At 55.8% G+C, this 22,578-nt stretch carries 18 protein-coding genes; 9 read left to right on the top strand and 9 right to left on the bottom strand.

Annotated features, from left to right (window positions below; all coding sequences use genetic code 11):
* Nucleotides 1-54 precede the first annotated feature (54 nt).
* On the bottom strand, nt 55-810 hold the full coding sequence (locus Q4G72_RS06060) for a 5'-nucleotidase C-terminal domain-containing protein (RefSeq protein WP_303310508.1): 756 nt from the start codon (nt 808-810) through the stop codon (nt 55-57).
* A 336-nt stretch (nt 811-1,146) separates the two neighbouring features.
* Here Q4G72_RS06060 and Q4G72_RS06055 point away from each other — a divergent pair, with 336 nt between their 5' ends.
* From Q4G72_RS06055 to Q4G72_RS06035, 5 genes are all read left to right on the top strand, one after another.
* Nucleotides 1,147-2,928 (top strand): methylmalonyl-CoA mutase family protein, encoded by a 1,782-nt coding sequence (locus tag Q4G72_RS06055; RefSeq protein WP_303310507.1) that lies wholly within the window; start codon nt 1,147-1,149, stop codon nt 2,926-2,928.
* A gap of 161 nt (nt 2,929-3,089) precedes the next feature.
* Nucleotides 3,090-5,210, top strand: coding sequence for a methylmalonyl-CoA mutase (scpA, locus tag Q4G72_RS06050; RefSeq protein ID WP_303310506.1), 2,121 nt, complete (start codon nt 3,090-3,092; stop codon nt 5,208-5,210).
* Nucleotides 5,211-5,427: 217 nt separating this feature from the next.
* The gene (locus Q4G72_RS06045) at nt 5,428-6,312 is read left to right on the top strand and encodes a hypothetical protein (RefSeq protein ID WP_303310505.1); all 885 of its coding nucleotides are present in this window, start codon (nt 5,428-5,430) and stop codon (nt 6,310-6,312) included.
* A gap of 83 nt (nt 6,313-6,395) precedes the next feature.
* Entirely contained in the window at nt 6,396-6,839 is a 444-nt protein-coding gene (locus Q4G72_RS06040) for a hypothetical protein (RefSeq protein ID WP_303310504.1), read from the top strand.
* A 55-nt stretch (nt 6,840-6,894) separates the two neighbouring features.
* On the top strand, nt 6,895-7,632 hold the full coding sequence (locus tag Q4G72_RS06035; RefSeq protein WP_303310503.1) for a metal-dependent hydrolase: 738 nt from the start codon (nt 6,895-6,897) through the stop codon (nt 7,630-7,632).
* 27 nt (nt 7,633-7,659) lie between these two features.
* Here Q4G72_RS06035 and Q4G72_RS06030 read toward each other — a convergent pair whose 3' ends face one another.
* Nucleotides 7,660-8,148 carry an ankyrin repeat domain-containing protein gene (locus Q4G72_RS06030; RefSeq protein ID WP_303310502.1) on the bottom strand — a complete coding sequence of 163 codons (489 nt, stop codon included), beginning with the start codon at nt 8,146-8,148 and terminating at the stop codon, nt 7,660-7,662.
* A 561-nt stretch (nt 8,149-8,709) separates the two neighbouring features.
* Between Q4G72_RS06030 and Q4G72_RS06025 the strand changes: the two genes are divergently transcribed.
* On the top strand, nt 8,710-9,516 hold the full coding sequence (locus Q4G72_RS06025) for a M57 family metalloprotease (protein WP_303310501.1): 807 nt from the start codon (nt 8,710-8,712) through the stop codon (nt 9,514-9,516).
* A gap of 84 nt (nt 9,517-9,600) precedes the next feature.
* Here the strand turns inward: Q4G72_RS06025 and Q4G72_RS06020 are convergent, their stop codons facing one another.
* Together Q4G72_RS06020 and Q4G72_RS06015 are read right to left on the bottom strand one after the other, a co-directional pair.
* The gene (locus Q4G72_RS06020) at nt 9,601-10,551 is read right to left on the bottom strand and encodes a YitT family protein (protein WP_303310500.1); all 951 of its coding nucleotides are present in this window, start codon (nt 10,549-10,551) and stop codon (nt 9,601-9,603) included.
* Between the two features lie 181 nt (nt 10,552-10,732).
* Nucleotides 10,733-11,125, bottom strand: a complete 393-nt coding sequence (locus Q4G72_RS06015; protein WP_303310499.1) for a hypothetical protein — start codon at nt 11,123-11,125, stop codon at nt 10,733-10,735.
* 136 nt (nt 11,126-11,261) lie between these two features.
* On the opposite strand from Q4G72_RS06015, the gene Q4G72_RS06010 reads away from it, so the two are divergent.
* The 3 genes from Q4G72_RS06010 to meaB all read left to right on the top strand — a co-directional run bounded on the left by Q4G72_RS06010 (nt 11,262) and on the right by meaB (nt 14,116).
* Nucleotides 11,262-11,807: an NUDIX hydrolase gene (locus Q4G72_RS06010; RefSeq protein WP_303310498.1), complete on the top strand. Its 546-nt coding sequence runs from the start codon at nt 11,262-11,264 to the stop codon at nt 11,805-11,807.
* A 93-nt stretch (nt 11,808-11,900) separates the two neighbouring features.
* A complete protein-coding gene (locus tag Q4G72_RS06005) occupies nt 11,901-12,983 on the top strand; it encodes a WD40 repeat domain-containing protein (protein ID WP_303310497.1) in 1,083 nt (360 codons plus the stop codon).
* Between the two features lie 125 nt (nt 12,984-13,108).
* Nucleotides 13,109-14,116 (top strand): methylmalonyl Co-A mutase-associated GTPase MeaB, encoded by a 1,008-nt coding sequence (gene meaB, locus Q4G72_RS06000; protein WP_303310496.1) that lies wholly within the window; start codon nt 13,109-13,111, stop codon nt 14,114-14,116.
* A 47-nt stretch (nt 14,117-14,163) separates the two neighbouring features.
* On the opposite strand, the gene Q4G72_RS05995 is transcribed toward meaB, so the two are convergent.
* The 5 genes from Q4G72_RS05995 to folB form a co-directional block, all read right to left on the bottom strand.
* A complete protein-coding gene (locus Q4G72_RS05995) occupies nt 14,164-15,969 on the bottom strand; it encodes a M61 family metallopeptidase (protein WP_303310495.1) in 1,806 nt (601 codons plus the stop codon).
* An 83-nt stretch (nt 15,970-16,052) separates the two neighbouring features.
* Entirely contained in the window at nt 16,053-18,611 is a 2,559-nt protein-coding gene (locus Q4G72_RS05990) for a DUF5916 domain-containing protein (protein WP_303310494.1), read from the bottom strand.
* 217 nt (nt 18,612-18,828) lie between these two features.
* Nucleotides 18,829-21,519: a M56 family metallopeptidase gene (locus tag Q4G72_RS05985; RefSeq protein ID WP_303310493.1), complete on the bottom strand. Its 2,691-nt coding sequence runs from the start codon at nt 21,517-21,519 to the stop codon at nt 18,829-18,831.
* On the bottom strand, nt 21,516-21,914 hold the full coding sequence (locus tag Q4G72_RS05980; protein ID WP_303310492.1) for a BlaI/MecI/CopY family transcriptional regulator: 399 nt from the start codon (nt 21,912-21,914) through the stop codon (nt 21,516-21,518). The genes Q4G72_RS05985 and Q4G72_RS05980 overlap by 4 nt, the downstream gene beginning before the upstream one ends.
* A gap of 160 nt (nt 21,915-22,074) precedes the next feature.
* Nucleotides 22,075-22,443, bottom strand: a complete 369-nt coding sequence (gene folB / locus Q4G72_RS05975) for a dihydroneopterin aldolase (RefSeq protein WP_303310491.1) — start codon at nt 22,441-22,443, stop codon at nt 22,075-22,077.
* Nucleotides 22,444-22,578: the final 135 nt, after the last annotated feature.

The raw sequence follows: 22,578 nt of genomic DNA, 5'->3' as shown, positions 1-22,578 counted from the left end.
GCGCGTCTTTATTCAACACACATTCAGAGCTCTTCATTCAGCTTTTTAAATTCCTTATTTCACTCGTCCTTCTACCTTGGCCACTACCGGCTTGCCCTGCTTGGTAAGGGCCTGTATGTGCTCGGCAATGGCGGAGCGCAGCAGCACCCCGGTTTTACGGGGCGTGATGGGTTTGAAAAACGTCATCTGGTCGCCGCCACCGGCCAGGTAATCGGAAATGGCAATGGTATAAGTGCGGGAGGCATCAAAGGGTTTGCCGCCGATGCGGATATCGGTAGGCTTGCCGTCTGGCGTTACGGTATAGGTGGCGTTGGAAAATGCCATTTTCACGTGGGCGCCATAATCGAACAGCTGCTGCACCACACTGCCGGGAGCATCCAGGACTACCAGCTCATTTTCAAACGGCATCAGCTCAAATACTGAACCTACCGTGATGTTTCCGGCAGGCAGCTCTGCCCGCAGGCCACCGTTGGTCATTACACCGAGGTCAATGGGTTGTTTGAGAGCCGTAGAAGCCCGCTCGCGCTGCAGATCAGCCACAAAGTTGGCCAGCGGCGACTCTCCCGGGTTCTTTTTAATAGCTACCGGGGCCGTACCCAGCACCACGTTCATCTGCTCTTCTACTTTCTGATGATAGGGCGCAATAACGGCCTCTACCTTGGGGTCCGCGGGCAGGGCTTTGCTTACGGGCTGGGCGGTAACAGTGGGCAGCTGCGCCGTGGCCTGGTACGGGGCCCGCTGGCAGGCCGAACCCAGAGCCAGCGAAGTGAGCAGGCCCAGGGTTGCTACGCGGGAACGAAATGAATGCATAGGTATGCGGAAAGAATCAAGAAGGAATGCAGCCGACAAAGGTACGGCAAGCAGATGGGAATGCCCGCCGGAAGCAAACAGCAAGCCAACCGCCAGGACGTAGATATGGTTATGTCCGGGCATAATTCTCCTCTATAAAGCTGAAATGCTAAAACCACCCAACCTAACAGAACGGGGCATGTATCAGCAAAGTAGAACAGCACCGCTGGGCAGGCACTTTAAAGCACAAAATGATGACCAATAAGTGCCGGCCCTTCCAAAACCATTATCTACGCCCGAAACAATATCTTTAGGCCGCTTTTCGAAGCTTGATTTCTCACCCCACCCTGCTGCCGTATGGCTGATTCTCCGCGTCCTGTGCCCGTTTCTTTCTCCGAGTTTGAACCCGTAACCACTGCGCAGTGGCAGCAGCGCCTGAGCCGCGACCTGAAAGGAGCCGACCTCACTTCACTGCAATGGCACACGCCGGATGGGCTAACTATTGAGCCTTTCTACCACCGCGAGGCGCTGGAAGTACTGGGTGGTCCACCCTCACCCCTTCTGCATACCTCTCCCGAAGGCTGGCGCAACGTGCCTACCTACCAGGTCCCCGCGAAAGAAAACGGCCATACTGCCATTGACAGGGCCGCCGCCGCCATTACGCTGGGCGCTACGGGCGCACATTTTGCGCTGGCAGATGCGCCCAGTTTTGATGTGGAATACCTGCATCAGCATCTGCCCCTGCACGCTACTTATGTAGGCTACACGGTGCACCAGAACCCTTCTGAGCTGGTGCAGCGCCTGCTGGCTACGGGCACCCCTACCCTGCAGGGTTTTCTGAGCTGTGACCCAATTACCAACCACGCACCCGACTTAAGCCTGCAGCTGATTTCTCTGCGCAAAGCCATTGCCCTTACGCAGCCCCACCCCGGATTTCATGCTCTGGCTCTCAACGGTGCGTACTTTGCCAATCGTGGTGGCAACATTACCCAACAGTTGGGCTTTCTCCTTGCGGCTGCCGCCGCGTATTTAAGTGAGCTGCCTTCGGCCCTGCTGTCGGTGGCGGATGTGGCCGCGGCTATGCAGGTACAGGTGGGCCTTAATCCATCCTACTTCCCTGAAATAGCTAAGCTGCGCGCCCTGCGCCGCTTGTGGGCTACACTGCTGCACGCGTATAGCGTGCCCATGCAGATAGCCGAGGCCCTGCCCATATTTGCTACCACCGCCACCTGGAGCCAGACTACGCTGGACGCGCATACCAATCTGCTGCGCGTTACGACGGAAACCATGGCGGCCGTGCTGGGCGGGGCCGATGCCGTAAGCGTAACACCCTTCGACAGTATATTTCATGAGCCCAACGAGTTTTCGGAGCGGCTCGCGCGCAACCTGCCTATTCTGCTCCGCGAAGAGGCTTTTTTGGGCCGCGTAGCTGACCCCGCCGCTGGCTCCTACTACCTGGAAACGCTGACCGACAAGCTGGCCAGTGAAGGCTGGAGCCTGTTTCAGAAAGTAGAGGCACAGGGCGGCCTGCCCGCTGCGGCCAGCATGGTGGCGCTGGAACTGCACGGCGCGGCCCAGGCCCAGTTCCACCGCATTGCTACCGGCGAGCAGGTGGTGGTGGGCACCAACCGCTTCCAGAACCCACAGGAGAAGTTCGACTTCAACCCCAAAAAGCTCCTGCGCAGCAAAAACTTCGACAGCACCCGCGCCACCTACCCCACCGAGGTACTACGGCTGGCTACGGCGCTGCACTTTGAGCGCCGCGAGAAGAAAAACAAGCGCGCCGCGGTGGTGCTGCTGGGCCCCGGCACCAACCAACTGATTCTGGAATCCTTCCTGCGCACGCTGCCGCACCAGGAGCGCCCGGAAATAGATGCTGCCCACCCGGCCGGTACCCTCTCCGTGCTGTTTTCCTCACCCGAGGAAGTGACGCTGATGTACGCCACGCCCACCCAATTCCGGGAGCTGGCGCGGGTGGTCTACCGCGTAGAGCCCTCCGACGACACCTTTGTACCGCCTACCCTGCTTACCGGCGACCTGGCTACACTGCAGGAAGGCGTGCGCCTCTACGGCTTCCAGGAATTCACAGTGCAGGGCTACAGCACCGAAGACGTACTGGCGCGCCTGCAAGGCCGCTAGACAAATCACTACCCCAGCACTGCTCCCCGTACCGAGTAAGTAAACTGTCATCCTGAGCTTGCGAAGGACCTTATATCAAGAGAACGAACCTCGTTAAAACGACTCGCTCAGACTTAACAAGGCCCTTCCACTGTCCGGATGACAAACCGTTAACACTCCCCATGAAACCCAACTTCGCCCAGATACCCTACAACGCCGCGCCCCTGCCTACTATTCCCGCGGAGGCCACGGAAACCAGCACGCCGGAGGGCATCAGTCTGCATAGCTTTTACACGGCCGATGACTTGGCGGGCATCAGCCACCTGGGCTTTGGCGCGGGCCAGGCGCCGTATTTGCGCGGACCCTACGCCAGCATGTATGTGCAGAGCCCCTGGACTATCCGGCAATATGCAGGCTTCAGCACGGCCGAGGAAAGCAACGCTTTCTACCGCCGCAACCTGGCGGGCGGGCAGAAGGGTTTATCAGTAGCGTTTGACCTGGCTACGCACCGCGGCTACGACTCCGACCACCCCCGCGTGGTAGGTGACGTGGGCAAGGCCGGCGTGGCTATCGATTCGGTGGAGGATATGAAGCTGCTCTTCGACCAGATTCCGCTGGATCAGATGTCCGTGTCGATGACCATGAACGGGGCGGTGCTGCCGATTATGGCGTTTTACATTGTGGCCGCTGAGGAACAGGGCGTTACCCCGGAAAAGCTGTCGGGCACTATTCAGAACGATATTCTGAAGGAGTTTATGGTGCGGAACACCTACATCTATCCGCCTGCGCCCAGCATGCGCATCATTGCCGATATCTTTGCCTACACGGCCCAGAACATGCCGCGCTTCAACAGCATCAGCATCTCGGGCTACCACATGCAGGAGGCCGGCGCTACCGCCGATATTGAGCTGGCCTATACTCTGGCCGATGGCCTGGAATACGTGCGGGCCGGTTTGGCCGCGGGCATGACCATTGATCAGTTTGCACCGCGCCTGTCGTTCTTCTGGGCCATTGGCATGAACCACTTCATGGAAATTGCTAAGCTGCGCGCCGGGCGTTTGCTATGGGCCAAGCTCATCAGGCAGTTCAACCCCACCAACCCCAAAAGCCTGGCCCTGCGCACCCACTGCCAGACCTCAGGCTACTCCCTTACCGAGCAGGACCCCTTCAATAACGTGGCGCGCACCTGCGTGGAGGCGCTGGCCGCGGCCCTGGGCGGCACCCAAAGCCTGCACACCAATGCTCTGGACGAGGCCATTGCCCTGCCCACCGACTTCTCGGCCCGCATTGCCCGCAACACGCAGCTTTACCTCCAGCACGAAACGGACATTACCAAAGTGGTAGACCCCTGGGGCGGTTCCTACTACGTGGAAAGCCTCACCAAAGAGCTGGCCGACAAAGCCTGGGCCCTGATGCAGGAAGTGGAAGAGCTGGGCGGCATGGCCAAAGCCATTGAAACCGGCCTGCCCAAAATGCGCATTGAGGAAGCAGCCGCCCGCAAGCAGGCCCGCATCGACTCGCACAAGGAGATTATTGTGGGCGTGAACAAGTACCGCCCCAGCGAGGAACACCCCATTGAGGTGCTGGACATTGATAACGCCGCCGTGCGCGAGTCGCAGATTGAGCGCCTGAACCGCATTAAGGCCCAGCGTGACAATGCCTCAGTGCAGGCTGCGCTGGACGTGCTGACGGAAGCAGCCCGCACCGGCCAGGGCAACCTGCTGGAGCTAGCTGTGCACGCCGCCCGCTTCCGGGCCACGCTGGGCGAGATTTCCGATGCGCTGGAGAAAGTATACGGCCGCCACCAGGCCACCATTCGCGCTATATCGGGCGTGTATTCTGCCGAAATGGACTACGACCAGGAATTTGCCAAGGCCCGCGACGCGGCCGACGCCTTTGCCCGCAACGAAGGCCGCCGCCCCCGCATGATGGTGGCCAAAATGGGCCAGGACGGCCACGACCGGGGCTCCAAAATCATTGCCACCTCCTTCGCCGATGTGGGCTTCGACGTGGACATTGCGCCCCTGTTCCAGACGCCTGAGGAAGTAGCCCGCCAGGCCGTTGAGAATGACGTGCACATCGTGGGCGTGAGCAGCCTTGCCGCCGGCCACAAAACCCTCATTCCCCAGCTCATTGAGGAGCTAAAGAAGCTGGGCCGCGAAGACATCCTCGTTATTGCCGGCGGCGTGATTCCAGCTCAGGATTACCAGTTCCTGTATGATGCCGGCGTGGCTGGTGTGTATGGTCCGGGGACAGTTATTGCCGTGGCCGCGCAGGAGATTTTGGAGAAGCTTAGTGAGTAGACAGAAGAATATTGGTGTTGATCATCCAACACCATATTCTTCTGTCTATTTGTAAAACAAAGAGTTACTTACATACCCCCTTTATATGTTTGAAAAGTTACAGACACTAAATATTACTCAGTTTACATACTATATACAGTTCTTAATTTTACCAATAATAATTTTCTTAATTGTTAATTGGATAGGCAAATTATCATTGTCATTTGGCTATATAAGTATGAATCTCTTCACCCAAAGAGACGAATCACCTGCATATAACATCACATTCAGAATATTATCACCTATTATATTTACTATTGTAATTTCTAGTCTATACTATTTTTTATCCTTTGATTATCTTGTACATAATATTTGGATTATTGTTCCTCTATATTTTGCATTTAGAATTATATACAATCTACTGCTACATAAGTGGCAATTAATAGACAAACGCAGAGAAATAATCTTATCAATAATATCAACTTTAGGGACCTTTGCAATTTATAAAAAATTTATCATAGTGCGCGCTAATCTTTTACCAGATCCAGCAAATTTAACTGGAGAGCTATGGATAATTATTATATTGTATATATACAATACTTTTAACAAAATCGATGTAGGAACGTCAGGATCAGAAATAAGAAGAGAAAAATACTATAATAAATATTATCGTTTATTTAAATACAAATATGGACATATAATTAATCAACTTCACCCTACTCCAATACTAGAATCATTAATATATGCTACTATTATGTATGAAAACTTTAACAGACCTCCTTTATTTAGAATAGCAGAAAGAGCCTTATTCCCATTCTTTACAAAGACAATTGGAATAATGCAAGTAACCACTAAACAAAGGATAACAGATAATGAAAGCGTAAGAATTGGATCTGCAATTATTAAAAGTGAATATATTCTACAATTACCTATTGTTAAGCAGAATTTTATTGATCAAGGCGTGACAGACCCGCCAGTAGGAGAAGTCCTTAATGCTACTACTGAAGTAATAAAAGAAGTGTTAAAAACTTATAATAAAGATAATGACTACATCTATGGCGTAATGGAACTTCATGAAATAATTTTAAAGAAGTTCTATCCTCAAGTAGAGATTATATGGTAACTCTAGACTATATCCAACAAACCAAATTTATTGATTAACGAGTCCCATCACTTTATCAAGCATTTGTTTTACCATCCTACTATATGCGCATAGACGACATAGACCAGGAAGACGCTGACATCGACTGGTTTGCTACGGATAGCAACGGTTATATCCTGCACGTAGCCTCCGGCGGCGGTGTCCTGCCTGAATCAGTAGCCGCTTCCCAGGAAGTGCTGCTGGAGCTGCATCAGTATTTCCTGACGCTAGCGGAAGCAGAATCGGCTGAGGCGGTGCCGCTGGAAGCGGGTGCGGAGCAGGATGCGCACTTTCAGGGTTTTGCCCGCTATGCACACCGGGGCCTGTTTTCCTTCGCCAAGGCCCAGCTCCACGACCGGGCCGATGCGCGGTATTACGTGGTTGCCCGGCCCGTTCGGCCGCTTACCGTGGCGGAGCTGCCCAAGCACATAGCCACGCTGCTGAGCCGAACCAAGCTGCCGGTTTCTGTGGCGCAGCAAACCTCGCTGGATATTTCCACCATCTTATAAGTACCATCGGCCCGCCAGTAGCGGGTCGGTTTGGTTTGTAGCTATGCCCATTTCCATGCCTGCCACTACACAACTGCAATTTCTGGGTCACGCCAGCTTTCGGATTACTACGCCCGAGGGCCGGGTTATTCTCATTGACCCCTGGTACACCAACCTGCAATTCACGCCTACTTATGCGTGGCAGCCGGAGCAGGTGGATCTGGTGCTCGTCACGCACGGCCACGGCGACCATTTCGACTTCGACCTCCCGGACTTGCTTATCCGCACCGGCGCCCGGGTAGCGGCGCCCGCGCCAGTTAGGTTTTACCTGCAGGAGCAAGGCGTGCCCGCGCCGCAGTGTGAGCCCATGAACATAGGCGGCAGTGTTGACCTCCCGGAAGGCCTGCGCCTGACCATGACGGCCGCCGTCCACCCCGCCCACATCGACCTGCCGGATGGCTCCACTGCCGTCCCGCACGAGGCCGTGGGCTACATTCTGCGCTTCTCCGATAACACCGTGCTCTACGCCGCTGGCGACACCGCCCTGTTCGGCGACATGCGCCTGCTTGCGGACCTCTACCAACCCACCGTAGCCCTGCTCCCCATCGGCGACCGGTACACCATGGGGCCGCGGGAAGCCGCTTATGCCGCCCGCCTGCTCCGGGTACCACAGGTGGTACCCTTTCATTACGGCACCTTCCCCTCCCTGGTGGGTACGCCGGAGCAGCTGCATTCCTTCCTTCAGCCGGAGGATGGCGTGACTCTACAGGTGCTGCAAGCCGGCGAAACCCTGGATCTGGGCAATTTGCGGTAAAGCGGGCACCACCTAGCTTAATTTCAGCTATTCTCTTTGCATCAACAGCAGGGCTTCCTCATTGCCCTGCTGCACGGCTAAATCATAGGCAGTGAGGCCGCGCACGTCGCGCACAGTGGTGTCGGCGCCGGCATCCAGCATCACTTTCACCAGTTTGTTGCGGCCGAATAGGGTGGCAAACATGAGGGCGGTGCCGCCGTTGCCGTTTTGCAGGTTCAGGTCGGCGCCGTGGGCAATCAGCAGTTGGGCTATTTCGGGGTAGCCTTTAAAGCATACCCCCATCAGAGCGGTGTTGCCGGCGCGGTCCTGCACGTTGGGGTTAGCGCCGGCCGCCAGCAACAGTCTGGTGGCTTCCAGGTGCTCATCATAGGCGGCCACAATCAGGGGCGTGAAGCCTTTCGCATCCTGGGTGTTGACGTCAATCTGCTGATCCAGCAGATGCTGCAGGTAAGCAACGTCTCCTTTGCGGGCGGCATCAAATAGCAGGTCTTCGGGGCGGTTGGAAGTAAAGGACATGTGGCGCCGGATAGATTATTAATAGTAGGAAGTACCAGCCATACGCAAAAGGGCGGGTGCGTTATCGTGTTTGAAGTTCGGTCTTTTGGTAAGAAAAGTTTGATGAGGTTGCCTGTTGCTCTGAAGATACCAGGCACAGAGGCCCACATTGTCAGGTAACCCCTTGACAGCTTGATAAAAACAGCTGCACCAGAGTACTTTCATCACGCAGCTGTTGGGCTGCAACAAGCCCTACACCTCCCTTTTAGGGTGGCTAAATAGTGTTGTCCTTTTTACCCTGCTTTTTAGGCGTTTTTTAACTCTTCTGCCTTTGCGGCAGGCGGGGTTGATTTTGCCTAATTGCCGTAAAAAAGGCATTTACTGCTTAAGCAGCACGTTATTAAAATTGCAATTGCATATCGATAATATTCCATTTTATCAGTGTCACGAATCAATTCTAAACTAACATATTCAAATCGTACAGAAAAGGTGCAAAATTTTGACATTTTGACAATTCATCAAATTTTAACCTACTTTTCAGCCATAATTTCAACCATCACCCCAAAAACCTTTCACATTTTTATGAAAACAACTAAACTATTTGCCTCCGCTCTTCTGATTGCCGGCACCACTTTCTTCTCAAGCTGCAGCAAGCAGGAAGAAGTAGCTACTAAAAATGCTATTAGCACTGAGACTATTGCCAAGATCCAGGCACTGGGCTTTAGCACCCATGACGTGAAGCGCGACGGTGACTCTTACATTGTAGAAGGTGACATCCGTTTGACGGACCGTGACCTGGCTGGTTCTTACAGCAACGGCAAGCTGCTGCGTGTTGGCGAAACCGAGCAGTATCGCACTACCAACCTGGTAACTGTATCAACTACCCGCACTATCAAGGTGGCTATCAGCACCTCGTTGCCAACAGCTTATGTAGCAGCTTTGGACGAGGCTGTTCGTCGCTACAACGCTGAAAACCTGACGTTGAAATTCCAGCGCGTGTCAACGGGTTACAACATCCTGTTCACGAAGGCTCCTACCAACGCTTCGTATCTGGCTTCGGCTGGTTTCCCTTCCGGTGGTAACCCCTACAGCCAGGTTCTGGTAAACTCAACCTACATGGGTTCTAACCCCGGCACCAACTATCTGGCCACCATTCTGGCGCACGAAACTGGCCACTGCATCGGCTTCCGCCACACCGACTACATGGACCGGAGCTATAGCTGCGGTGGTGCTTATACTAACGAAGGTGCCAGCACCGTGGGCGCTATCCTGATTCCCGGTACGCCTTCATCTCAGGATCCAAACTCTTGGATGCTGGCTTGCGTGGGCACGGGCGTTAACCGTCCCTTCAACTCCAACGACCGTACCGCGCTTAACTACCTCTACTAAGCCCGGGTTTAATGCTTAAAAAGGCCCCTGCCAACATTGGCAGGGGCCTTTTTTTGTGGTTTTAATTGACATCCTGGCCAAACCTTAATGAAAGGGCCGTTTCTTCACCAGGCCGCCTTTGGTATCGCGCACACTGCTCATTACCACAAAGGCTTGCGGGTCGATGCGGTCAATTTCATCCGTCAGGCGGGTGACTTCCAGGCGCGTGACTACCGTGAAGATGATATCAATTTGGCCGGGCTGTTGCCCGTGCGAGCCGTAGCCGCCCTTGCCGACATACAGCGTAGCGCCCCGGCCCAGCTTTTCCGTCACCATCTGCCGGATGCTCTCACTGCGCGCCGAAATGATGGTGACGCCAGTGTACTCCTCAATGCCTTCAATAATAAAGTCTACCGTTTTGGCCGCCGACAGGTAGGCTAAAACGGAAAACAGGGCAGTTTCTACTGAGAGCAGCCAAGCCGCAATGCCGAAGATGAAGATGTTGATAACCAGGATAACATCCCCTACTGACAAGGGCGTTTTCTTGCTGATGTACACAGCCAGAATTTCAGTGCCATCCAACACGGCCCCGCCCCGCACGGCCAGCCCGATACCGGCCCCCAGAAAAAACCCACCGAACACCGCTATTAGCAGCTTGTCCTGCGTGAGTAGCGGAAACGTGACAAGCACCAGCACCACGGCCAGTCCCAGAATGGTTACCAGCGTGCGCGCCGCAAATCCCCGCCCCAGCTGGAAGTAGCCCAGCACAATAAAGGGGATATTAATGAGTACAATGAGCAGTGGCAGAGAAATGCCGGTGAGTTGGCTGGTAAGCAAGGAAATACCCGTGACGCCTCCATCAATAAAACCGTTGGGCAGCAGGAAGCCCTTCAGGCCCAGCGCAGCGGAGAATATGCCCCCCAGCAGCATTGCCGCATGCAGCAATTCACGCCTCACGCGGCTAAAGGCAGGTTGCTCCGTGACAGGATGCTCAGATGTAAGGTGAGAGAAATCAGGGACACCTGGTGGTTGCGAGGCGTCCTTCCTCTTTTTCATTCGTTCTAAAATGAGTTGCTGCAGAAGCATCTTGTATCCTGTTAGCTTTCAGATAATAGCCACATTATTGCCCAGCACGCTTATGCGACTCAGGCAATAAGGACAAAAAGTAAACGGCTGACGCACAGGCTCGGCTTATGTAAGCTACCCTCACTATCCCGTCAGCGCTATCTGAAAACTACTAGGGCGCGTTGGGGGCAATATTTCCTAAAAGGGACCATGCCCACCGTATAGCTATAGTTTCGGCCGCTTTTTGCTGTTGCCAGCTGGCCAAGGGCAGGTACTGCAGCGGCTCCCACCCAGCACTGGAGCATATCCAGGCGGGCCCCATGCCCGATGGTCTTTCGGCTGCGGCGGGCATCAGGGCTTCCTGCTGCAGCCGGTGCGCTGCCAGAAGCCGCTTGCCCGCCGCAGTGCCTGTAGGGCTGGTATAAGGGCGCAAAACATGGCGTACTGCGGCTGCTTCCGTGGCTCTGGCAGGCAGCGGTTGGCTCAGCACTGCCCAAAGCACCCCTAGCAGCAGCGCGAATTGCCGGCAGTGCGGGAAAAGCAAGTTCGTAAACCAAAGACGCATGAGATGCAGCAGAAAAACGCAGATACCTTTCTGAGTAACGCCGTACGGCAGATGATGGTTTATTTGCCCCCGCAACGGCTACCGCGCCAAAGCGACCATATTAGCCATTCTTCTTCGTTATCTTCCATAATAAACTATGCCTGCTTTCGAAAGCGTACTTCCCCCTTTGCGTGAGGCCGCTGTGCTGGTTCCCGTGTACCGCGATGCTACTGGCTCCTTGCGGCTAGTGCTGGTGCGCCGGGGCGAGGGAGGCATTCATGGGGGCCAGTTGGCTTTCCCCGGTGGCAAGCGCGAGCCGCAGGACGCTTCTCTACAGGCCACTGCGCTGCGCGAAACCCACGAGGAGGTGGGCCTGCCCATCAATCAGGTACAGGTGCTTACCAAGCTGCCAGTTATTGTGACCATGGTTTCCAGCTTTCGCATCACGCCGTTTCTGGGGCGCATTCATCCGCCGGCCCGTTGGCTGCTGCAGTCATCGGAAATAGCCGAGGTTCTGGATGTGGCCGTAGCGGATTTGCTGGCACCCGAAGCGCATGCCACTGAAGAATGGAAGCTGCCGGGCTGGACCAGCCCCCGGCCCATTTCTTTTTACCGGGTGGGGCCATATGCCTTGTGGGGCGCCAGCTACCGCATTGTACAGCCCCTGCTCCCCCGCCTGCTGGCCAATGAGTGGGCCGTATAATCTACGGTGGGCATTAACACAGTTTGGCACGAAATTACGTTGCATGCCTAATACCGGCGTGATTCTATCCGTAGCCGCCGGCTTCTTCTGCATATGAAACGACTCCTGTTCTTATTGTTTGCCTGCCTGTCTGCCCTAACGGGCTGGGCACAGGCTGAGCAAAGCCTCTGGTATTTTGGCAATCAGGCCGGCATCAGCTTCGCTAGTGGCCAGCCCGTACCCTTGCTCGATGGCAAAATGAATACGTATGAAGGCTCCGCGGTTGCTACTAATGCCCAGGGCCAGCTGCTGTTTTATACCAACGGGGTAAGTGTGTGGAACCGCGAGCATAAGCTGATGCCCAACGGCCGCCACCTAATGGGCGACGCCAGCAGCACCCAAAGCGCCGTCATCGTCCCCGACCCTGGCAGCGGCAACGCCTTCTACATCTTTACTACGGACCTGCAGGGGCGCGGCAACGGCCTACGGTATTCCGTGGTAGATATGACCCGCGACAATGGCCTGGGCGACGTGCCCCGCGCCAATATGCTGCTCATTACGCCCGTGGCCGAAAAGCTGGTGGCCGTGCGCCACGCCAATGGCCGCGACGTTTGGGTAGTAGCGCACCGCTGGAACTCCAATGCATTTGTTTCCTACCTGGTAACGGCAGAGGGTGTGCAGGGTATGCCGGTGATGAGCAACGTGGGCAGCATGTATGCCGGGCCGGGCCGTAATGCCATTGGCTGCCTTAAATTCTCACCCGATGGTAAAAAGCTGGCCGCGGCGCTGTGGCGGGAGAGCAACAAGTTTGAGTTGTTTGACTTCGACCGTAATACCGGCATCATCAGTAACCCACAGCAGTTTGGACCCTACGAAGAAGCTTACGGCGTAGAATTCTCACCTGATGGCAGCAAGCTCTACGGCTCTAGCAATGGCGCGGGCGGCGGCGACGCCACCATCTGGCAGTTTGATCTGCGCACGGGCAAAGCCGAAAGCATTGGGAAATCAGCTAACCGAAAAGTAGGGACCCTACAGCTAGGACCTGATGGCAAAATCTACGTAGCCCGCGAGGATAACCCGTATTTGGGAGTTATTCAGAATCCTAACGCGGCCGGTGCAGCTAGCCAGTACGTAGATGATGGTTTCAACCTGGGAGCTAAGCGTAGCAAGCTGGGTCTGCCCAACTTTCTCCGGTAGTTCCGGCCGACATCCTGCCAATAAAAGTAGCGTAAGCCTTAGCTTGCGCAGCCATTGAATCGGAAACCTTTTCCTGGTTCAATGGCTGCCTCACCAGCTCAGGCTTACGCTACTTCCTTTTTCCCTTGGCCAAGCGCTTTTCCATTTCTGAATACACCGACGGCATTTTGGCCGGCAACCGCATGCTGCTCAGCCGCGCCATTACGCTGGTGGAAAGCACCCTCCCCAGCGACCAGCGCTTGGCCGAGCAGGTGCTGGACCGCGTGTTGCCGTACACCGGCCGCTCGGTACGGGTGGGGATAACCGGCGTACCCGGCGTAGGAAAAAGCACCTTTATTGAAGCCCTGGGCATGCACCTGGTAGAACAGCAGGGCAAGAGGCTGGCCGTGCTGGCCGTAGACCCCAGCAGCCAGCGCAGTGGTGGAAGCATTCTGGGTGATAAAACCCGCATGAACCAGTTAGCGGCCCACCCGCACGCCTACATTCGCCCCTCGCCTGCTGGCCGGTCCCTGGGCGGCGTGACGCGCAGTACCCGCGAGGCCATGCTGCTGTGTGAGGCCGCCGGACATGATGTCATCTTTGTAGAAACTGTGGGGGTAGGCCAGAGCGAAACCGCCGTGCATGGTATGGTAGACTTCTTTCTGCTGCTGATGCTGGCCGGTGCCGGCGACGAGCTGCAGGGCATCAAAAAAGGCATTATGGAAATGGCCGATGCCGTAGTCATCACCAAAGCCGATGGCGCCAATGAAATACCTGCCCGCCGGGCCCGCACCGAGTACCAGAATGCGCTGCACCTGTTCCCGCTGGCGCCCTCCGGTTGGAGCCCGGTGGTAACCACCAGCTCCGCTGTAACCGGGGCCGGCGTACCCGAGGTGTGGCAACTCCTGGAAACCTACTGCGCCCAAACGCAGGCTAGTGGCTATTTCCGGCAGCGGCGGCAGGAGCAGCATTTGCACTGGCTGCACGAAACTATTCGGCAGGGCCTGGAAGACCAGTTTTATGCCCGCCCTGAGGTGCTGGCGCACCTGGCTGGCATCCGCCAGCAAGTGCTGGAGGGTCGTAAGTCGGCGTTTGGGGCGGCGGCGGAACTGCTGGCCTTGTCCGGCAGCACAACGCCCCTGCCGCCCGGTTAGAACCGGCAGCCAGGGGCGTTTCAATTTTTTAGCCTCCGCTTATAGACCTATAGATTGGTCTGCCAAGCCTTACGCAATGCTAACTGCTCAGGCGTGGCCTCCGGATTCAAGGAAAAATTGTAAGTCTTTACCTCGTCTCGCACTAGTGTGCGGGCCTGCAAGGTTTGTTCCGTACCGTTGCGGCTGATAGTAAGCGCATAGTCAGAGCCTGGCTTGCGGGCCTGCACGGCGTCCAGCAGCTGCTTCAGGTTTTGGGGCGTGACTTTTTCCCCGTCAACAGCTACTATTTTGTCGTTGGGCTGAATGCCTTGCGCCTGCAGGTTGGCGGGCACTTTGCTGAACAGGATACCATCCTGGCCGGGCCGGAACCCCAAGCCTTCCATAGGAATCAGCCCTACTTTACGACCAGTGTTCAGCTTAGCATCGTAGCGAATACCCACCTTAGCGTAGTACTCCTGTAGTGGCAGCGGCTCGGCGTTTTCCACGTAGCGCGTGAAGAAGTCCCGGATTTCGGGATATGTCATCTTAGTGAAGTCATCGAAGAAGTCCTTCTCGCTAACCGGGCGGCTGGGGCCGTATTTCTTGGCCAGGTCCAGTAGTACTTCGCGCAGGCCGCGCTTACCGCCGGAAAGCTCCAATAGCCGCAAATCAAGCAGTGCTGCCGTCATGGCGCCGCGCTGGTAGATATTGCCGTACTGCTGCTGGCCTTCATCAGAGAAAGAATTCAGGCCAAGACGCTTCAGGGAGTACGTGGTATCGGCGCGCAGGTGGTCATAGCGCACTTTATCGTGCAGGGTGTTCAGGTAGTCATCCAGTGTTACCAAACCGCTGCGCAGCTGCATCATATGTGCGGCCCACTCCGTAGTACCCTCATACAGCCACAGGTGTTGCGAGCCGGTGGGCTGCACAAAGTTAAAGTGCTCAATGATTTCAGAATGAATGTTCAGGGGCGTCACGATGTGGAAGAATTCGTGCGCTGCCATATCCGTAATGCTTTGCACATATGCAGGCGTGAGCGGCTGTTCCTGCAGCACGTATTCTGAGCTGTAGGAATGCTCCCAGGCACCCTGGCTCTGGTCCTCGAAGTGGTAGAGGAAGGCATAGCGCTTTACCGGTAGCTCCACCAGGAAATTCTTGGCGGCGCCCAGCATCTTCTGCATATCAGCCAGCAGGGGCTCGGCCTTAATCAAGTCAGTTTTGGAGTAGCAGTACAGCGCCACTTCCGCGTCGCCGAGCTTGGTAGTAGCTTCCGTGAGGCGGCCCAGCAGAATGGGCGAGTCCACGGCCTGGTCGTAGTCTTTGGCGTGGTAGTAACCCTTGGAATCGGGGGTGAGGGCCGAGCCAGCCTTCCAGCCGCTGGGGTAGTTTACTTTGAGACGCAGCGGCTTGTTCTGCATGCCTTGCGGGTAGCCCAATACGGTTTGCCCGTTCAGCAGAGCATGGTCGGCCTCCAGCGAGGAGCCGCACATGCGGTAGATGCGGTGCTCCTGCACCTGCGTATCCCAGGTTTCAGCAATGGTATAGCGGATTTCGCGGGTTTTTTCCGGGCTGGCCAGCTGCCACTGGTTGGTGGAAATCTGTTTTGCCTCCAGCGGCTTTCCTTTCTTATCAAAGGCCTCAAACTTGCGCACATACCGCCCCATGTCCATCACCTGGTAAGTACCCGGCGCGGTAGAGGCAAACTGGTAAATAGCCTGGTCTTTTTTTAGCTTGGGCAGCTGCAGGCGCACCTGAAACTCATCGGTAGAGACGGCCGGGTCGATGCTGACGGTGTAGGTGAGCTCCGAGGCGGCCAGGGCGGAATGCAGGGGCAACAAAGCCGTTAGCAGAGCGCCGTACAGGAAAGATTTCATATAAAACGGAAGATGGAAAGAGAACCGGAAGCAAATACGCCCCGGCCAGAGACAGCCGGGGCGCAGAAAGGGTTGCCTGAGACTTATGAGCGGCGGTGCCGCAGCGTCAGATAATCCAGATAATACAGCACCTTTATCGACACAGAATTATTGTGCGGGGTGTTGATGGTGTTCGAAAGGTTATCGAAATACAGAGGAGTAGCACTTTCGGCCTCCAGGAAGGTAGAGCCGGCATTCTTCCACACCACACTCATTTGCGAACCCGGCGCAAACCACCAGGAGAAGGCCGCATCTACGTTGAAGGCATTAAAGCTGGTGTCGCGGTTGCGCCGGTAATCCACTTTTTCCTCCGCTCCTTCTTTCATCAGACGTGTGAAGTCGTAGTAGTGCACGCTGCTGGAGTAATGGCGCGTGCGGATATTAAACGACATCCGGTTATTGAAGGTGTAAGTACCTGTAACCGTGTTGACGTAGGTCATTACCCGGCGGCGGCCCAGCAGAATGTCCCCACGCTCGGCAAAGGGCTGGTCCAGTGGATTGCTGCTATCCAGCCCGCCATTCACATAGCCCACCTGGTTGGGGCGCACACTCCACTCAAAGTTATAGCGGAACGACAGCTGGTTGCTCACGCGGTAGCGCGGCCCAAAGTTGATGCCATAGCCCGTGCGCCGGGGCCGGATGCCATCCAGGTTGAAGCGACGGAATGCGCCGGAGAGGTCAAAGGCCAGCTTCTTCCGGTAGTCAGAAGAGATAAAGGCATTGCCGCCCACGTTGGCCGGCAGCCGCACATAATAAGACCCAATGTCCTCTACCCGCGGCTCAAAGAAATCGTGGTAAACGGCGGTGTAATCCCCGTTGAAACCTACTGTCAGGAAGTTTTTGGTGAAAGTGGTATTACCACCAAAGTAGGCGCCGGCGTTACTGTAAGCCGTAGGCTTGTAGAGTAGCCGGTGCTCCAGCACCAGGTAGGTGTAAGCATTGTTTACCTTCCAGAAAGGCTTGTAGCGGTTAAAGTTGAGCTCAGCCACCTGCGAAATTGAGTTGTTGCTGAACAGAATGCCCAGATCATTGGGGTTGTAGGTATTCGACTCAATTCCCTGGCTTAAGCGCCAGGTGAAGCTGCCGCCGGTTTTTCCTACTCCCAACAGGTACTTGTAGCCATCCGTGTCGTTCACGCGCTGGTCGGAGTTGAACCCCAGGCCCCGCCGACGGGAATAAACTACCTGGCCATCCAGGGCATAAGAGTTCTTCTTGTTGTTGAAGCGGAACAGGCCACCCGTTACGTTGGCATCGTAAGTGCTGCCCTGCCGCGTGACGTTGGTATTGATGAGCGAAACGTAGGAGTTGTTTTTCAGAGACTGGTCCAGCACGGCAATGCTGTAGTTGGACAGTGGCTGGGTCAGAATCCGGCGCTGTTCTCCGGTAGCGGTGTCTTCGGCCGTGGCGTACATATTAGCCGATACCGCATTAAACAGCCCTACCCCCAAACCCTTGCTGGTACGCCCCGATATCTTGGTCGCATTCAGCAGGCGGCTTTCACTCGGGTTTTTCAGCAGCCGCTCATTATCATGTACCAGGCCAGGCGCATCGTAAAACCCAATGGGCGTGGCGCCCACGCGGCGCGAATAGAACAGGTTGCCTTTGTTGAAGAGCTCGGTGCCCTCCGTGAAAAACTGGCGGTTCTCGTTGAACTGCACTTCGAAGGGCGACAGGTTCAGCACCTGGTTGTCGCTCAGGGTTTGCCCAAAGTCGGGTACCAGGGTGGCATCCAGCGTAAAGCTTTCATTGATGCCCCACTTCACATCGGCCCCGCCATTAAAGCTGGTAGTGGTATTGCGCACACCCTGCTCATTGTAAGGGTAGTGGTTGACGTAGGTAGACACGTAGGGAGTGAAAGACAAACGCAAAGGCGCCTTAATATCCTTGATGCCGATTAGCTCGCCCCACTGGTTCACGAAACCGCTTTCTTCCGGCTTCACTTCGTTCCAGAAGAAGCCCTGTTTCAGAATCTGGCGGTTACGCATAAAGTTTAGCCCCCAGGTCTGCTCTCCTTGGGTGCTGAAGCGGATAGCTGAGTACGGAATGCGCAATTCAGCCACCCAGTCGGTGCCACGCAGGGCTGTGCGGCTTTCCCACACGGCAGTCCAGTTAAAGTCTTCGCCCCCGGCCGGCGAGTAGCGGGCATCGGCCTGCACCCCGGCTGGGGTTACAAAGAAGCCGTAGCCATTGAGTTTATCATGGTAGGTATCCAGGAAAATGCCGAAAAAGTCAGTATTCCCGAAGTCGTCCCGCGCCGTTAGTTCCCGGGGAATGGAATCCAATGATACATCATGCATCACGGCACCAATATAAAGCGCGGCGTCATCGTAAAGAATCCGCACCTCCGTGGGGTGCTTTTCGTGCGGGCCGGGATTGGGCCGGTTCTGAATAAAATCGGTGGCAATGGGAGCCTGCTGCCACACGGCTTCATCCAGCAGGGCGTCCAGCTTGGGAGCTTCCGTAATACGCACCGCCTGCAACTGCCGGCGCACTACAGGCGCATCTGTTTTGGGGGTGGATGGAGCAGGAGCCGACTGCGCGGCCGCCTGCAAAGAGACAGCTACGCTTAGCCAGCACAACAGGAATAGCCTGATGCGAGACATGGGAAGTGAGGAAAAGTAGGGCAAATCAGAATATCAACGGCGGAAAACAGGCTGGCAGGGCAGCAAAAGTACCGGAACCGGGGCTGCGCAGGTACCCGGCTTTTTCCAGTACGCAACAATAGATGCGAACTATATAGAAAACGTTGCCTGCGCTTCGAGAATATAGCAAAAAAAACCGGCTCCTGATACAGAGAGCCGGCTTTTCAGGTGCGTTTTTCTAGTCGTTTATAGAAATCTGAACAGAATGGTTGGTGTTTTTACCGTCTTCCGGGATGTTAAGCATGCGGCGGTATTTGCGGGCCATTTCCGCCGACTGGGTTTTGCCGTTCACTTTTAGCTCGTCGCCGTTCAGCTGAAACTGAAAGTTTTTGGCGTTAGCATCCAGTATTCCGTCTTTGCGCAGCTCCGCCCGAATTTTATCGGAATCCAGGCGGGGTGGTGCGGGAGGTGCTGGTGGCGGTGCAGGGGCTGCGGGAGGTGGCGGAGGTGGAGCCAACAGGTTACTACCGCTGCTCAGACGGGGGGCTCTTGGAGCCCGCGGGGCCTGGGGTGGCTGAGGAGGGCGGGGAGCATAGCTGCCATCGGTACGGTTTACGTCGGCCCGCCAGCGGCTGGTGCTGGTCAAGGGGTGGCCGTTGAACTCTGCATACAGCTTGGCGTATTTCTGCCGCATCTTTTCCGACTGCTGCTTCCCGTTCACCGTCAGGGCTTTGGAAGTCAGATCGAACTTGTAGCTGCGGGAACTGGAAATCAATCGGTCTTTCAGCAGCTCATCTGTCAGACGGCTTTCGGTGTTGGCCGCACGGGACGCGTTGCGGGAGTTGCGGTCGGCTTCGCGCTGCAGCTGGTCGGCTTCGCGGCGGAGGCGAGCCGCTTCGCGGCGCATCTCTTCCGCTTCCTGCACCCGCTCCTGCTGTTCTGAATGCCGCTCCTGCAATTCCATTTGGCGCTCCAGCAACTCTTCCTGCTGCTCATGCAGGTGCTCGCGGGCTTCCTGCAGCCGTTCGCGTGCTTCATCCGAGTCATCTCCGCTTTCGGCATCAAGCAGGCTGCGCTCTGCCTGCTCCAGGGCGCGGGCGCGGGTTGCCAACTCCTGTACATCTGCGCCCCTGTATTCATAAGTAAAGACGTCCGGGTTGTTGTTCAGGCGTAGCTGCCGGCGTGCCCGAACATCTTCCGAGCTACCTCGCCGGGCTTCTTCCCGAATGCGAATCCGCTCTGCCGGGCCGGGCACCACAATGGTGCGCGTGCGGGTGTTGCCGCCAAAGGAAAACGACTGGTTGAAGTTGTGGTTGAAACCGGGCTCATCAAAGTTATCGTCGTTGCGGAATACCATGCCGTTAGGCCGCACCCGAATAACTTCTACCTGTTTGTCTGCCTTCTTCCAGGTCTTCACCTTGTCTTTCTCTTTCCCTTCAGAAGCCACGCGCTGACCATCGACAAACACATCCGTTACCCGGCCTTTTTTATCCTTCTGAATCACTACGGTGCCCGGGGAGTTGCGACGGCCACGGCCGCCCTGCTCCACCACTACTACCTGTTCTACTTTTTTGCCTTTGCGGGCTTTGTCTTTCTTGTTTTTGATTTTGGCCTTACCTGGTTCATCCTCCTGAACCGCAATAGCCATTTCGGGTGCTTCTTCTACCTCACGCTCTATTACGGCCGGCACTTTGGTATCAGTGCTGAAGCTGGCACTGGAATCCGACTTCGTTTTGGCTACTGCCTTGGCCGTATCCTGGTTGTATACGGCTAGGTTGCTCCACTCTTTTTGCAGGGCAGGGCTCTTCTTTGCGGGCCGTGGGCCTGCCATGGCCACGGCCGTGGTCAGTAACACCATTCCTGTCAGCACCACGCAGGCAGCCATGAAACCCTCGGTAAAGGTAGGCGCACTGCGGCCCTGCACCAACCGGCGCACCCGACCCAGCAACGACCCATCCGTTCCCACCGCCGACAGCGCGAGGCGGGGTGCCATATGCGGTTGCAGGCAGCGCTCAGCCAGGGCTGTGAGGGCCCGGGCCAGGGTCATAGGGTTTCCCCCTACCAATGCCGTTGCTGCATCATCACAGCAATTTTCCCGCTCGTTGCGCAGCGTGGCGGTAATAAACCACACGGCCGGATGGTAGAAGAACAGGATTTCTGCCACCGACTGCAGCAGGTTCATGAGGTAGTCGCGGCGGGCAATATGCGCCAGCTCATGCGCCAGAATAGCTTCCAGGTAGCTTTGGCTAAGTCCGGTAACGGTGCCCAGTGGCAGCAGAATAACGGGCCGTAAATGCCCTACTACTAAAGGCACCCGTACCAATGCCGACTCCAGAATGCTAACCGATTCTGTTACCCCGGCACGGGCAGCCAGCTCCGCCAGGCGGGCTTGCCACTCCGCACTCAGCGGGCGCACCCGGTAGTGGCGCAGGCGCTGTACGTAGGCCAGGCCACCCAACATCCGTAGCGTCATGGCCAGCAAACCCAACAGCCAGATAGTAACCATAATAGGCAGGTTGCGGTCGAAATACTCCAGCCAGGTTTGCGCCATGGATACCGATTCTTCTTCCGTCATCAACGGTGCTGTCAGCGCCGCTTCGGCCGAGGTATGCGCATTAACGGAAGCCAGAATAACCTGAGCTCCTGAGAGCGAAGCCGGCAGGGTACGCAGTGGCAGCGGTTGCGGTTGAGCTTGCACGGCCTGCTCAGCGTAGTAATAACGGCCAAACGTAACCATACTCAGCGCCAGCATAGCCACCAAGGCCACTGCCGCGGCACCGTAGCGGATTTGAGCACTATGCCGGCGCAGCAGCAACAGCAAACCGGCCAGCGACAAAGCTACCACTGCGCCCTGCCACAAAGAATGCACCAGCGTCCAGCCTAAGGCACGCACCAGCGCGGGGGTTAAAAGGGATTCGAGCCAGTTCATTGTGCTTCGCCTTTATCGTTTTCGATTTCGTCCAGTAGCGTCCGGATCTGGTCCAGTTCTTCGCGGGAGGTGCTGCGGTTGCCCAAGGCCTGCATTACCAGCTTCAGGGCTGAACCGCCGAAAGTGGCCTCCACGAAACGGTCTAGCAGTAGCCCCTGGGTTTCTTCCTGGCGCACGGCAGCCTGGTACACGTGGGTCTTGGTGGCATCATCGCGCTGCACCAACCCTTTATCCAGCATTAGCTGTAGTAGCTTCAGGGTAGTGGTGTAACCTATCTCACGTCGTTGGCTGAGATGGTCGTTTACAAACCGGACGGTACTGGGGCCGTGCTGCCATAGTACCTGCAGTATTTCCAGCTCCGATTCGGTAGGCTTGGGGGGCGGGGATTTACTCATAGCTCAGAAAGGTTGGTCGTACGAAGTAGTTCGTACATCAAACATATACGAATAGATTCGTAGAGTCAAGTTTTATCTACGATATTTTTCGTACAATATTTTATCCAACAGAAAATCAGCATTTAAAACCGATTTTCCAGCGAAGACCCGAAAAATTCGGCTAGCGTTGCCCGCCCCGCTTGCGCAGCAGCGTAATCTGGGCGCGGCGGCAGATACCTCCCAGCGGCGGATTAAACTTGGCCACCTTCACCTTTACGGATAGTACGTGAGGAAATTCTTCCAGTACCCGGTCAATCACCCGATGGCCCAAGTGTTCTAACAAACGCGCCGGGGCCTGCATCTCTTCCCGTACCATGCGGTACAGCACTTCGTAATTCACAGTTTCCTGCAGACTATCAGAAGCGCCGGCCGCGTACAGATCCGTACGGATGTATAAGTCTACCCCATACTTATTACCAATTTTCTGCTCCTCGTCATAATAGCCGTGAAATGCGAAAAACTCCATGCCTTCCAGTGCAATCTGGCCCATAAGCTGCGGTATTAGTGAGTTGAGAGCGGCAAGTTCTGAAATGAAAAGCCGGGTTGGCGTATTAGCCACTCAAAACTACCAAGTCATGCGGCATAAGGAGCGCTGCAATGCTTTTCGCGGGAGCCACTAACACAT

It is taken from the genome of Hymenobacter sp. BT730, assembly GCF_030542105.1.
Classification (GTDB): Bacteria; Bacteroidota; Bacteroidia; order Cytophagales; family Hymenobacteraceae; genus Hymenobacter.
This window is presented reverse-complemented; position numbering and strand designations above follow the sequence as displayed.